The sequence below is a fragment of the Rhizobium sp. J15 genome (genome assembly GCF_002531825.1).
Classification (GTDB): domain Bacteria; phylum Pseudomonadota; class Alphaproteobacteria; order Rhizobiales; family Rhizobiaceae; genus Rhizobium.
In genome coordinates this window covers 1-12478 of the sequence record NZ_NWSX01000015.1, presented here as the reverse complement: position 1 = coordinate 12478, position 12478 = coordinate 1, and the positions used below count along the sequence as shown (strand labels likewise).

Genomic DNA, 12478 nt, shown 5'->3' with positions numbered 1-12478 from the left:
CTAGATCCGCTGATGTCCACGGGGCTCAGACCATGGTCCTACCGCTGCCCGACCGAAGTCCATCGCGTGGAACGCGCAACGATCGGCTCCGTTTCGGAAGAGACCGAAGGAGACCCTGATATGGCTCAGAGCAGCAGATCCAGAGTGAACAACGCCTGGAGCGTGTCCGTCATCGCCCTCGTCATCGTGCTTGCCGCCCTTCTTTACGTCTTCGGCGCAGCCATGTCGGGCGATACCGATCGGTTGACCGAGAGCGTCAAGGGCGCCGATATCTTCGACACCAGAAATATCCCGTGACACTGTTTGGAAAAACTCTAAAGACGCTATAGGTTAGCGGGAAATCCTTGCCGGTATCAAAATGAATTGGCTTCGCCGCTGGAATGCCCGCTCCCTCGCCTCCCAGTTCTTCATCACGGGTGGACTGATCTCGATTGCCGCCATGGTGCTGGTCGGCATTTTCGTGACTCATCTCATCGAGGAGGCCGTCATCCATAATTCCGGCGCGGCGACGGCGCTCTACGTGGATAGCGTGGTTGCGCCGTTGCTTCCCGACATGCAGAAGGAATCCATGCTGGACGAAGTCAGCGCTCAGGCGCTCGACGAGACGCTCGGCCAAGGCGCGCTCGGCAAGCGCCTCGTTTCGTTCAAGCTTTGGAGAAGCGACGGGACCATCCTCTATTCGAACGAAAAGGAGTTGATGGGCAAGAAGTTTCCGGTCAACGACAAGCTCCAGAGGGCGTTCGCGGGATCCCTCGTCGCGCGCTACGAGATCGCCGACGATCCGGAAAGCAGCAAGGAGCGCGCCCTCGGCAAACCGCTCATGGAAATCTATAACCCAGTGCTGCAGCCATGGTCCGGGCAGGCTGTCGCCGTACTCGAATTCTACGAGACGGCGGAAGGGCTGGGCGACAGCCTGGCGCGCGCCAGACTGCGGAGTTGGGCCGCCGTCGCCACGCTCACGGCAGTCTTTTTCCTCGTTCTCTCCGTTCTGGTGTTTCGCAGCAGCCGCACGATCGAGGCGCAGCGCAGGGATTTGAGAGGACGGGTCCATGAACTGTCGGCACTGCTGGCGGAGAATCGCGGGCTTCAGCGGCGGCTGCAGCGCGCTTCCCAGCGGGCGGCGGCGCTCAACGAAACCTATCTGCGCAGCATCGGCGCCGATCTGCACGACGGTCCGGCCCAGCATATCGCCTATGCCTCGCTGCGCCTGGACAGCGACTTGCTGGTCAACGCCTCCACGCAGCCGGAGGCACGGGAAAAAGAGCTTGCCTGGATCCGCTCCAGCCTTGCCGAGGCGATGACGGAGATCCGCAATATCTGCAGCGGGCTGGTGCTGCCGCAGATCGAAAAATCCTCGATCACCGAAATCGTCACCCGGGTCGTCGAAGCGCATCAGCACAAGACGGAAACCCGTGTCCAGACTGATGTCGATGAGGATGGACCCGAACTTGCTACCGCCGTGAAGATCTGTATCTATCGCTTCGTCCAGGAAGCCTTGAACAATGCCTATCGTCACGGTGGCGGCATTCAGCAGGCTGTCAAAGCGGTCTCGCACAATGGTCACGTTCGTGTCGAGGTCAGCGATCGCGGCGACGGCTTCGACCCGAACGAGGTAAGGCCGTCAAGCCTTGGCCTGGTAGGCCTTCGGGAGCGGATCGACAGTCTGGGGGGCTCCTTCGAGGTAAATACAGGCGAAGGAGGGACGACCGTGACCATGATCTTCGAGCCGATGGAAGCAGGAGACTAAAGATGGCATCAATCACTATCGGCGTCGTGGACGACCACCCGCTTTTTCGCGAGGGCGTAACGCGCAGCTTGTCCGAGATCAGCGACTTCGTCGTCGTGGGTGAAGGCGCCAGCAGCGATGATGCGGCGATGATCGCGGCGAATAACCGCCCCGATGTCATGCTTCTCGACGTCTCGATGCCCGGCGGCGGACTGTCTGCGATCGGCCACGTCCTGACGCGCAGCCCCTCGACGAAAGTGCTCATGCTGACGGTGTCGGAAGAAGTGGACACGCTGCTTGGAGCTCTGCAGCGCGGCGCGATGGGCTATGTTCTCAAGGGCGTCGGCTCCCGCGGTCTCGCCGAGGCGATCCAGACCATCATGGGCGGCGCGCGCTATATTTCGCCGACGATGTCTGCCAAAGTCATGGAAAATTCCCTGCAGGGCGGAGCCTCCGATAAAAACAGCCTCACACCCAGAGAGCGCGAAGTGATGGATCTTGTCGCGCAAGGCCTGTCGAACAAGCATATCGGCTTGCGTCTCAGCCTGCAGGAAAAGACGGTGAAACACCATATGACGCAAATTCTGAGCAAGCTCGGCGCCACCAACAGGACCGAGGCGGCGCTGCAATGGCGCGAACGGCGCTAAAGCGCGTCGCGATCTTTCACATTCGCTCCTTGCGCTTTAGCTCTTTGTTTTTACGCATGTCGTTGCGGCAAAAGCGCTTCGCGCTTTGCCCGGGAAAACCGCTGCACAGTTTTGCGCGACATGCTCTAGCTTAAGCGGGAATTTCTTTAGCGCAGGAAGCGGCTGAGTCGCCGGGCGTCATTGGCGGTCGCCTGCCGGCTGATGATCGTCCTGCCCTTCGAGTCCTTCATGGTGTAGCGGCCGCTCTGGAGGGTTTCGGTGATACCGTTCGCATGACGGACATCGATCGAGCCATCGGAATCCTCGGTTGCTTTCGCTCCCGAGGCTGCTGACGATCCTTTCGAAGAGGACGAAGATCCGGAGTTTCCGCTGCTGCCGCTGCCGGAACTGCCGCCTCCGCTCCCTCCCCCGTTTCCATTCCCCCCGCTGTTGCCGCCACCGCCGCCGTTTCCTCCGCCGTTGCCGCCACCACCACCGTTGCCGTTACCGCCGCCATTGCCGTCTTTGGCCTCGGCGCGTTTCATTGCTACGACAGGAAGAGAGCCACTGAACTTCAATGTCGCTGGAGATGCGGCAGCTACGAGGGCGACGGCAGCGCCGCCGCTCAATCTCAGAAAATCGCGTTTCGAGATACTCACCACACAGCCTCACTCATGCGTACTTCGGTCCTATTGAAACCCACTATATTTTCGCTGTTTCAGCATCGAATGCAACCGGACCTAAGTGCCAAATCTTGCAAGACTTTGGTCCGGTTTGCCTGATGGAGAGCCCCTAAGCCGGGAAAATCGCCGTTATGCCGGCGACGATGGCAGCGTGCGCGCACTTCGCCTTCTCCCTCCGATAATAGTTGTCGTCGAAGGCGAGAATGCATTCTTCCGGAACTTCTTTCCTCGTCGTCGCTTTCATTGTCGAAGAACAATGGAGGAATCCCCGATGGCAAATCCCAACGAATCTCCGGCAGTCCAATCCCTGCGCAAGGAACAGGCGGAGCAGCGGAGCCGAGCCCGAAAAGGCGAGCTCGACAGAGGAATCGAGGCCACTTTTCCGGCGTCCGACCCGGTGTCGGCCACCCACACGTCCATACCCGCCGGCCGCACGGATACCGAGGCCGTTGACCGCGTGGCGCGCGAGCCGGACCCCACAAAACTCGACGAGGAATTCCCGCTCGTGGATCAAGCCCTGCGCTCCACCGGCGAGACCGATGGCTCCTCCCATGGCTTCAACGCAGACCATCGGGAAATGCGCGCGCTTCGGAAGGAGGCGGGGCGGATAGCCGAGTCGGCTTCGGAGCTGGCTTCGGGGACTGCCCGCGTGGCAAAGGCTGAAGCGCGCAGCGTCGTGCGCGACATCGAAGACAGGATCCGCGAGCAGCCGCTGACGGCGGTCGCGATCGTCGCCGGCGTCGCCTTCGTCTTCGGCGCGACACGGTAATCTCGGCCATGGCGATGCAATGGACCGGCGGCTGTCTGTGCGGCGCCTGCCGATACGAATTCGCAGGCGAGCCGCCGCACTCGGGATACTGCCATTGCGACATGTGCAAGAAGGCGACCGGCGGTCCTTTCGCGGTGCTCGTCCAGGCCAGAATCGCTGATCTTGTCTGGACGCACGGCATACCGGCCTCCTATCGATCGTCGCCGATCGCCACCCGCGGTTTCTGCGGCAATTGCGGAACGCCGCTCTATCTCCAGTATGATGGCGACGAACTGATCCGGGTGACGGTCGGTTCTCTCGACACGCCGGAGAAGATCCGGCCGGCCGGACACTACGGCGTGGAAAGCCGCCTGGATTGGGCCGATTGCGGGCGCGGGCTTCCGGAGGAAGAAACTCAGGAGCGTTTCTAGGGCAACGCCTCGACTTTCGGGAGCCTCATGAAAATCGCGACATACAATGTCAACGGGATCAATGGCCGCCTGAACATCCTGCTGCGCTGGCTCAAGGAGGATACGCCCGACGTCGTCTGCCTCCAGGAATTGAAGACCGATGACGCAAGATTTCCGCGAAAGGAGATCGAGCGGGCCGGCTACGGCGCCGTCTGGCACGGACAGCGATCCTGGAACGGCGTCGCCATCCTTTCGAGAGGCCAGGCACCGATCCTGACACGGCGCGGGCTTCCCGGAGATCCCGACGACACCCACAGCCGCTATATCGAAGCCGTCATCGACGGCGTCGTGATCGGCTGCCTGTATCTTCCCAACGGCAACCCGTTCCCGAGCGCGAAATTCGACTACAAGCTCCGCTGGTTCCGCCGCCTCGACCTCTATGCCGCCGAACTCCTCGATCTGGGCGTGCCCGCGATCCTCGCCGGCGACTTCAACGTCATGCCGACGGAGATCGACGTCTACAAGCCGGAGCGCTGGCTCGACGATGCCCTTTTCAGGCCGGAAGTCCGCAAGGCCTATGCTCATCTCGTTGCCCAGGGCTGGACCGACGCCGTCAGGCACCTGCATCCGGGCGAGCGCATCTACACGTTCTGGAAATATTGGCGCAACAGCTTCGAGCGCGACGCCGGGCTCCGGATCGACCACTTCCTGCTCAGCCCGACAGTCGCACCCTGGCTCCGGTCGGCAAGCGTCCGGAGAAAACCGCGGGGTTGGGACCATACGAGCGATCACGCGCCCGTCATGATCGAGCTCGACGTTTCCGGAGCTGAAGGCATGTGAGCTGCGCTGCCGCCGACAACAAGGGAGACAGGGAACCCACGATGGCGGCTGGAGTTACGCATGAAAGGAGATTGCACGATGCCAATCAATTCCACCCCAGATTCCGCGAAGCTCCCGCCGAAGTCACTGAATGAGGACACCCAGGACGACGAGCTGCCTGAAACCAATATCGATGACCGACGCAAGCCGCCGATCAATATGGGCAGCAGCCGCCAGGCGGGCGACGGTCCCACCGAGACCGATCCTCGCACCGGCCGTGCCGATCAGAAGGACCGCATCCCTGCCCCGCAATTCTCCAATCGGAAGTGACTGCCATGGCTGAGAGCAAGAATTACCTGAACACCGACGAGATCCAGGCCGACGACCAGCGGTCGCCGAAGCCGGTTGAGGGGAAAGATCCGCCGAGGCGTGTGCGTAAAAGCGAGGAAGCCGTCGCCGAAGGTTCCGACGACACCGAACGCATCCGGGTTCCGCCGCCGGTTTCCAATCCCGATTGATCGGCAGACCTCATTCATCCCTTGCAAGATCATAGATGCGGCCTGTCAGCCAGGCCGGCCAGTCCCGCTCGAAGAAGGATCTGGCTTTTTCATCGAAGGTGCGGTTGGCACGGGTTGAAAGCCTGATCTGATCCCCATCCAGCCGAACGACGATCTGCTCCTCCCGATGCGCCGGGCGTTCCTTCCGGAAGCGGTAGTCCTGCAGCGGACCAGAGCGTGCCAGCGGGAGGGATTCGCCCTGCCCGTCGCATATCGCCCGCGCGCCGCGGCTGCCGCCGCCATTGCGGATGAAGAAGTCGAGCGCGCTGAGAACAGCTTCCGATGCCAGCGCCATCTGCCGCCATTGCACCCCTCGAACCGCTTCCGCTCCGCGGCTGTAGGCGACGCCTTTCTCGCGGATTTCAGCATTCAGCTTGCGCGCATCGATCAAGGCGCCGCCGACGCTTTCCTGATCGCAGAGGATGCCGGCTTTCTCGCTCATGCGCGCCTGGATTTCCGTGCGGAGCGATTTGGCGGTCAGCGGGCTCTCGGCGCGAAGAGCGGCTAGAAGGCTGCCGATGCCTGCCTGCGCGATCGCGGTGATATCCTCCGCAGCGACCCGCTTCGCCCTGCCGCTCGCGCTGATGTGCTCGGCCGCCCGCGTGCCGAACACCTGCCCGGCATTCAGCGCCGCCCCACCGGGCCTCGTCACGCCATGCGTGCCTGCCGCTTCCCCGATCGCGTAACAGCCCCTGACATTGCTGCGGCCCCAGGTATCGACCATGATGCCGCCGTTCATGTGCTGGTTGTTGACCGCAAATTCCAGCGGCTCCTCGGCAATATCGATCTTGTAACGGCGATAAAGTTCGATCGAGAGCGGGTTCATGTGCTTCAGCCGGTCGATCGGCATGGCCTGGTCCGCGCCGGCATTGCCGAGATAGGCTCGGACATCCTCGTCCAGTCTTTCCAGGCTGAACGGCAGGTCGCCCGGCACCGCCAGCGGATTCCGGTTGAAGTCCATGAAGACACGCCGGCCTGCGGCGCTCTCGCGGTAAATGGCGAGGTCGACCAGGCTCGAACCGAAATCGAGCATGCGCGTCGCGTGAAAAGGCCATTGGTAGCCTTTGCGGAAGACGTTCGACGCCAGTTCCTGCGTGCTGCGATAGTATTCGGCCAGAAAATGGTGTTCTCCGCCTTCGGCATCGACCGAATAGATATGCGGCATCGCCTGGACATAGGTGCCGGAGAGATTCCATGGGAACCCTTCCCTCCGGGTTCCGATGCCGAACTGGCTTTCGGTCAGGTTCACGAGCTCGACGCCCGCCTCCAGGGCGAGCCCCAGCGAGCCGAAACAGCCGTTTGGATAGACGCTGTCACGATAGAGTTCACCCGGCCCGCCGGCCGCAAGCACGATCACATCACTGACGAAGAGCGCGATGCCCAGCGGGTTTTCCTCGGTACGGTCGCCGGCGCGCATGGCGAGCATGCCAACGACATGACAGCCCGCTCCAGCGCCCTCGGTGAGGATCTTGACTGCTGTGGTCTGATTGTAGAACGGCACGCCGAGCCGGATCGCTTCCTCGGCCAGCACCTTGACCATCAACCGCGAGGTGCGCGGCCCGCAGCTGGTGGCGCGGCCGACCTCGTCGTGATCGGTCTGATATCTCAGCGTGCCGCCAAGCGGATCCTGCGGCAGCGGCAGCCCCAGGAATTGCAGCGATGCCATCATGCGGGACGAGCCCACCGCCTCGACATAGGCCGTATCCTCGTCCATGGCGCCGCCGCTGCGGATGGCGCGGGCCATCGCCTTGTAATTGTCGCCCTGATCGGCCGTGTTTGCGGTGTGGAGGGTCTGCTTGTCCGATCCCGAACAGGCGGAGGTTCCGCCCCATGCGCTCTGACTGACGATGACGACATCATCGCCTCGCCGCTTCATTTCCACTGCCGCGCGCAGGCCCGCCGCGCCCGATCCGACGACGACGCAGCCGGCTCGATAGACCGGCACCTCGATGCCGGCGAGCCGGCTTACCTCCGAAGGCGCAGCCTCGGGGGGAAGCCGCGGCATGTCGACGTCGGTCAGCGCATCAAGAATTTCCTGCGGAACGTCTATGGTCATCGGCTCGTCTCGATCAGTTGAGCGGAATATCGACCCAGCGCCTCTGCCGGGAGGATTCCATGCAGGCGTCGACGATCTGGCAGATGTGATGGCCCGTCTCGAATGTCGGCCACATCGGTTTCATGGCGACGATCGAGCGGATGACTTCGGCGATCTCGATGATCTTGCTTTCGTTATAGCCGATGCCGAAATTCGGCAGAGGAAGGAAAGCGCGGAACGTCGGATTCTCAGGACCGACGTCGATCTCACGGAAACCACGCCGTCCCGTCCGATCGTCATTCGAATAGAAGCGCAGCCGGTTTATCTCGTCATAGGTATAGGCGATGCTGCCTTTCGTACCGTAAACTTCATAGGTCTGCATGAACTTGCGGCCTGTCGCGACGCGGCTGAAATCGACGATGCCGCCGGCGCCGTTTTCGAACCGGCACAGCAGGTTCGTTGCGTCAGGGTTGGTGATATCGGCCCAGGATTCGCTTCCCGTAAGCTTCACCTGCTCGCCATAGGCAAGTCCTTCGACAACGGGTCTCTGCGGGGTGACGATCAGATTGTCGGCAATCAGGGAGCTGACGCGGCCGACCAGGAAATCCATGAAGCTGAAGATATGCGAGCCGGTATCACCAACGATCCCCGTCGGCGCAAGCTTTCCATCGGCACGCCACATGAAGGGTGCCATGGGATCACCATACATGTCGACGTGCTGGCAGCCGCGAAACAGCTTGATCTCGCCGATTTCGCCTGAATCAATGATGTCTTTCGCCAGATCATGAACGGGGTTGCGAGGAAAGGCATGTCCCACACGCGTGATGACACCCTTCTCTCTTGCAATATCCGCAAGCTCCCGCGCCTCGTCGGCGGTATTTGCCAAGGGCTTCTCGCAATAGACATGCTTGCCGGCCAGCAAGGCCGCCTTGGCCACCGGATAGTGAAGGTGGTCCGGCAGGCATATGTCGATCAGGTCGACTTCGGGATCGGCGACGGCCGGACGCCAATCCTGCAGAATCCTTGCGCCCGGCGCCCTGTTGGCAAGATCCTCGGCGACGCTCGGATTGCCATCGACAAGCGTCACGATCCGCGCCGTTCCATCCGACACGCCGAAGAAATGTGGAAAGGTCTGGTAGGCCATGGTGTGGACCTTGCCCATCCAGCCCGAGGCGCCAAGCACTGCAACCCTCACTTCAGACATTGTCATACCTCCTCTCGAAAGGGTTTACTGGATTTCGGCACGGGCGCGCGGCCTCGTATCGTTGCGTTCGTAGGCGAAGATGGCGGACGGCAGCGGCGGCAGGCCCCGAATGAGATCGGAACCCTTTTCGCCGACCATGATCGTCGGCGCATTGGTGTTGCATGAGGGCACGCGGGGCATGACCGAGGAGTCGCAGACCCTGAGACCTTCCAGGCCATGGACCCTGAGATCGAGCCCGACGACCGCGTCCGGCCCTGTTCCCATCTTGCAGGTGCCGACCGGATGGTGGTCGGTCTTGGCGTTGGCGCAGCCGTAATCAAAAAGCTGCTCGTCGGTGATGACCTTCGGCCCGGGAAGCCTTTCGGCCAGGACAAAGGGTTTCAAGGCCGCCTGCTGCATGATCTCGCGCGCAACCTTGAGCCCTTCCAGGGACATCTTCACGTCGTGGGGATCGGACCAGTAATTCGGATCGATCAATGGAGCAGCGCTCGGATCGGGCGACGACAGGCGCACCGTGCCGCGCGAGCGCGGATGCAGATAGGCGGAGTTGAGCGTCACGCCGGCATTCTTCAGCCGCTCGACGCCCGCTTCGATGCCGGAGCCGAGACCGAGATGGAACTGGATGTCGGGAGACCGTGCATCCGGATCGGCGTACCAGAAGCCGCCGGTCTCGAAGAGCGACGAGGCGACCGGACCGGTGCGGAACAGGACATATTGAATCCCGGCCCAAAGCGTGCGGTGAAGCTTTGCGACGCCGTCATAGGTGTGGTCGCCGGTGCATTCGGCAATGACGAAAAGATCCAGGTGATCCTGCAGGTTGCCGCCGACACCAGGCAGATCGTGCAGCACCTTGACTCCCGCCGACGTCAGATGATCGGCCGGCCCTATGCCGGATTGCAGGAGAAGCTTCGGCGATCCGATCGCGCCCGAGGAGACCAGGACCTCGCGTTCGGCGCGCACCATCTCCGAGCCGCTTGACGTTACGATCTCGACGCCACTCGCACGGTTTCCCTCCACGATGATCCGCGCGACCCGCGCGCCCGTGCGCACCGTCAAGTTCTTCCGGTCCTTGATCGGCGAGAGATAGGCGAGCGATGCCGACGAGCGGCGGCGGTTGCGCTGCGTCAGCTGGTAAAATCCGACGCCGGCCTGCTGTCGACCGTTGAAGTCGTGATTATAGGGAATGCCGAGTTCCTGCCCCGCGCGAATATAGGCGTCGCAGATCGGCAGCGGCGCGGCAGGCATGGAGACGCCGAGAGGGCCGCCATAGGCATGGTAGTCGTCGGCGAAACGCTGGTTGTCTTCGGCGCGTTTGAAATAGGGCAGGATCGAACGGTAATCCCAGCCCTCGCAGCCGTCTTCGCGGGCCCAAAGATCGTAATCCGCCGCGTTTCCGCGGGTATAGAGCTGCGCGTTGATCGACGAGCCGCCGCCGATGACCTTCGCCTGCGTATAGCGAAGCACCCTGCCCTTCATATGCTTCTGGGGAACGGTTTCCCATCCCCAGCTGGCCACGCCCTTGGTCATCTTGGCGAAGCCGGCCGGCATGTGAAAAAGGGGGTTCCAATCGCCGCCGCCCGCTTCGAGCAGGAGAACGCTGATATCAGGGTCTTCGCTCAGACGGTTCGCAAGCACGCATCCCGCAGGACCGGCGCCCGTGATGATGTAGTCGAATGCCATTTTACTGTCCTATTTGAGGCCGGCACGCGCCAGTGGATCGGCTCGCGCCTGCAAGTCTTTCGATGCAATATGGTCGGCCACTCTCAGCGCCTGGCTGGCAACGGTGAGCGCAGGATTGACCGCGGCCGACGTCGGCAGGAACCCCGCGTCGACGACGAAGAGGTTCTCGTGGTCGTAGGAACGGCAGTAGGGATCGAGCGGCGCGGTCGCCGGATCGTTGCCGATGCGGATCGTTCCGCATTGATGGGAAGGCGTGCGCTTGTCGAAGGGCCTCGACAGCACGATCGGAAATCCGATCGATTTCAGGATCGCCTTCAGCTTGGCAACAAGGGCGAGATGGGCGTCCCAGTTGGTCCTCTGCCACTGCAGGACGATCCGGTCTCCGTCCACCATGACGCGGCTTTCGGGATTGGGCACGTCCTCGCTCATCGCATAGAAGTCGATGGCATGGTTCGTGATGAAGCGTAAAAACCATTCCGGCGCTTGCGGCAGAGATCCCTTGAGAACCTTTTCGGAGATGCGGCCCAGGAGCTGCACATTGCCGAGCGGCGGCCCTCCCTCCCCGTCGGAGAGATAGAAGTCGTTGAAGGCAAAGGTCTTCTGGTAGACGGCGGTGTTCCTGAACTTCGGCGAGACCGCGATGACTGCGGATGCATTGTGGTTCATGAAGTTGCGGCCTACCTGATCGGAGGAGTTCGCCAGCCCCCTCGGAAAGCGGTCGTTTTTCGAGCGCAGGAGAAGCACGGACGACTGGACCGCGCCGGCCGAGAGGATCACGATGTCAGGTGAGACGGTTAGCGTCTGGCCGTTCCTGACGTAGGTCACGCGGTCGATCCGGCTCGCCCCTCCCGTCTCGAGCTTCGTCACGCGCGCATTGGTTTCGAGCCGCACGTTTTCGTGCTCCAGCGCCGCCGCCAGTGCTGCGGTCTCGGCATCCATCTTCCCATCCCGGGAATTCGGATGCGCGTCCCATGGTGTCCGCGCCTTCGAAAGCCAGGCGTCGAGATCCAGTCCGAGCGGCAGGGAAGAAGGATGCAGGCCTTTCGCCTTGAGGCGGGCTCTGACATAGGCGATCGGCGCCTCATCCGGAACAGGCGGGTATTCGTAAGGAGCCGAGTGATGCGGCTCGGTCAGGTCTTCGCCGAGGCTGCCGCGGACATGGTAGAGGCGTTCGGCCTTCGAGTACCAGGGCTCCAATTCTTCATAGGGAAAGGGCCAGGCCGGCGAGACGCCTTCCCGGTGCTCGATGACGTCGAAATCCTCTTTGCGGTAGCGCGACAGGACAGCGCCGTAGAACTTCGAATTGCCGCCGACATTGTAGTAGTTGCCGGGGTTGAAGCCCTTGCCGTCAGCTTCGTACCAGGTCTCCCTCGGCCGGAAATGGCCACGCTGAAAGATGGCGCGCTGGTCGCGATTGACGGGAAGGTCAGCGATGTGGTCGCCGGCTTCGAGGATCAATATCCGGGCGCCGGTGGCGGCAAGGCCAGCGGCGACCGTGGAGCCGCCGACGCCCGAGCCGATGATGACGATGTCTGGTGCACTGCTCATGTTCGTACCGATCGTCACGCGATCCGGGCCTGTGTCTCAGGATCGAAGAACACGGCCTTGTCGAGATTGAAAGCGAGCCGCGCCGTCTGGCCGGCGCTGATGCGCGCGTCAGCCCGCAGACGCGCCACGACCTCCTTGCCACCGAGCTTCGTCACCGCGAAGGTGTCGGAACCGGCAGGTTCCACCACTTCGATCAGGCAATCGCTTTCCGCGAGGGTCCGGGCGTTCCGATCGGCGCCCTCCGGATCGGTCAGCGCTTCCGGCCGGATGCCGAAGACGATCTGCTTGCCGGCATGGGAGGCAAGCGCATCCCTCCCCGGCGCCACAGGCAGCCTGATGGCATCGCCGCCGGCTCGGGTCAGCGATACGGCGAGACCATTGGAATCTTTCTCGACCGTGCCTGAAAGCAAGTTCATCGCGGGCGATCCCATGAAGTCTGCGA

Annotated in this window: 14 protein-coding genes; 8 read left to right on the top strand and 6 right to left on the bottom strand. The window is 62.3% G+C overall.

Annotation, left to right across the window (positions count from 1 at the left end):
* The first annotated feature begins 120 nt into the window (after positions 1-120).
* From CO670_RS32945 to CO670_RS15115, 3 genes are all read left to right on the top strand, one after another.
* The gene (locus CO670_RS32945) at positions 121-297 is read left to right on the top strand and encodes a hypothetical protein (protein WP_176538941.1); all 177 of its coding nucleotides are present in this window, start codon (positions 121-123) and stop codon (positions 295-297) included.
* A gap of 61 nt (positions 298-358) precedes the next feature.
* Positions 359-1747 carry a sensor histidine kinase gene (locus CO670_RS15120; RefSeq protein WP_097590977.1) on the top strand — a complete coding sequence of 463 codons (1389 nt, stop codon included), beginning with the start codon at positions 359-361 and terminating at the stop codon, positions 1745-1747.
* 2 nt (positions 1748-1749) lie between these two features.
* Positions 1750-2373: a response regulator transcription factor gene (locus tag CO670_RS15115; RefSeq protein WP_097590976.1), complete on the top strand. Its 624-nt coding sequence runs from the start codon at positions 1750-1752 to the stop codon at positions 2371-2373.
* A gap of 146 nt (positions 2374-2519) precedes the next feature.
* Here CO670_RS15115 and CO670_RS32525 read toward each other — a convergent pair whose 3' ends face one another.
* Positions 2520-3011, bottom strand: a complete 492-nt coding sequence (locus CO670_RS32525) for a hypothetical protein (protein ID WP_176538940.1) — start codon at positions 3009-3011, stop codon at positions 2520-2522.
* Positions 3012-3306: 295 nt separating this feature from the next.
* Here CO670_RS32525 and CO670_RS15105 point away from each other — a divergent pair, with 295 nt between their 5' ends.
* From CO670_RS15105 to CO670_RS15085, 5 genes are all read left to right on the top strand, one after another.
* Positions 3307-3804, top strand: a complete 498-nt coding sequence (locus tag CO670_RS15105) for a DUF883 family protein (RefSeq protein WP_097591112.1) — start codon at positions 3307-3309, stop codon at positions 3802-3804.
* Between the two features lie 8 nt (positions 3805-3812).
* Complete coding sequence (locus CO670_RS15100) at positions 3813-4214, top strand: GFA family protein (RefSeq protein WP_097590974.1); 402 nt, start codon at positions 3813-3815, stop codon at positions 4212-4214.
* 27 nt (positions 4215-4241) lie between these two features.
* Positions 4242-5033 (top strand): exodeoxyribonuclease III, encoded by a 792-nt coding sequence (gene xth / locus CO670_RS15095; RefSeq protein ID WP_097590973.1) that lies wholly within the window; start codon positions 4242-4244, stop codon positions 5031-5033.
* Between the two features lie 78 nt (positions 5034-5111).
* On the top strand, positions 5112-5342 hold the full coding sequence (locus CO670_RS15090; protein WP_097590972.1) for a hypothetical protein: 231 nt from the start codon (positions 5112-5114) through the stop codon (positions 5340-5342).
* A gap of 5 nt (positions 5343-5347) precedes the next feature.
* The gene (locus CO670_RS15085; RefSeq protein ID WP_097590971.1) at positions 5348-5530 is read left to right on the top strand and encodes a hypothetical protein; all 183 of its coding nucleotides are present in this window, start codon (positions 5348-5350) and stop codon (positions 5528-5530) included.
* 10 nt (positions 5531-5540) lie between these two features.
* On the opposite strand, the gene CO670_RS15080 is transcribed toward CO670_RS15085, so the two are convergent.
* From CO670_RS15080 to CO670_RS15060, 5 genes are all read right to left on the bottom strand, one after another.
* Complete coding sequence (locus CO670_RS15080; RefSeq protein ID WP_097590970.1) at positions 5541-7625, bottom strand: FAD-binding protein; 2085 nt, start codon at positions 7623-7625, stop codon at positions 5541-5543.
* Between the two features lie 13 nt (positions 7626-7638).
* Positions 7639-8808 carry a Gfo/Idh/MocA family oxidoreductase gene (locus tag CO670_RS15075; RefSeq protein WP_097590969.1) on the bottom strand — a complete coding sequence of 390 codons (1170 nt, stop codon included), beginning with the start codon at positions 8806-8808 and terminating at the stop codon, positions 7639-7641.
* Between the two features lie 24 nt (positions 8809-8832).
* Positions 8833-10488 (bottom strand): GMC family oxidoreductase N-terminal domain-containing protein, encoded by a 1656-nt coding sequence (locus tag CO670_RS15070; protein WP_097590968.1) that lies wholly within the window; start codon positions 10486-10488, stop codon positions 8833-8835.
* Positions 10489-10497: 9 nt separating this feature from the next.
* On the bottom strand, positions 10498-12036 hold the full coding sequence (locus CO670_RS15065; RefSeq protein ID WP_097591111.1) for a GMC family oxidoreductase: 1539 nt from the start codon (positions 12034-12036) through the stop codon (positions 10498-10500).
* Between the two features lie 14 nt (positions 12037-12050).
* The coding region (locus CO670_RS15060; protein ID WP_141502286.1) for a TOBE domain-containing protein at positions 12051-12478 on the bottom strand (428 nt) is incomplete at its 5' end.

Bases quoted from the DNA above. Each gene is read 5' to 3' on its own strand.
- CO670_RS15120 (WP_097590977.1), top strand. From the start codon at position 359: ATGAATTGGCTTCGCCGCTGGAATGCCCGCTCCCTCGCCTCCCAGTTC.
- xth (WP_097590973.1), top strand. From the start codon at position 4,242: ATGAAAATCGCGACATACAATGTCAACGGGATCAATGGCCGCCTGAAC.
- CO670_RS15075 (WP_097590969.1), bottom strand. From the start codon at position 8,808: ATGTCTGAAGTGAGGGTTGCAGTGCTTGGCGCCTCGGGCTGGATGGGC.
- CO670_RS15100 (WP_097590974.1), top strand. From the start codon at position 3,813: ATGGCGATGCAATGGACCGGCGGCTGTCTGTGCGGCGCCTGCCGATAC.
- CO670_RS15085 (WP_097590971.1), top strand. From the start codon at position 5,348: ATGGCTGAGAGCAAGAATTACCTGAACACCGACGAGATCCAGGCCGAC.
- CO670_RS15115 (WP_097590976.1), top strand. From the start codon at position 1,750: ATGGCATCAATCACTATCGGCGTCGTGGACGACCACCCGCTTTTTCGC.
- CO670_RS15080 (WP_097590970.1), bottom strand. From the start codon at position 7,625: ATGACCATAGACGTTCCGCAGGAAATTCTTGATGCGCTGACCGACGTC.
- CO670_RS15105 (WP_097591112.1), top strand. From the start codon at position 3,307: ATGGCAAATCCCAACGAATCTCCGGCAGTCCAATCCCTGCGCAAGGAA.
- CO670_RS15065 (WP_097591111.1), bottom strand. From the start codon at position 12,036: ATGAGCAGTGCACCAGACATCGTCATCATCGGCTCGGGCGTCGGCGGC.
- CO670_RS15090 (WP_097590972.1), top strand. From the start codon at position 5,112: ATGCCAATCAATTCCACCCCAGATTCCGCGAAGCTCCCGCCGAAGTCA.
- CO670_RS32945 (WP_176538941.1), top strand. From the start codon at position 121: ATGGCTCAGAGCAGCAGATCCAGAGTGAACAACGCCTGGAGCGTGTCC.
- CO670_RS15070 (WP_097590968.1), bottom strand. From the start codon at position 10,488: ATGGCATTCGACTACATCATCACGGGCGCCGGTCCTGCGGGATGCGTG.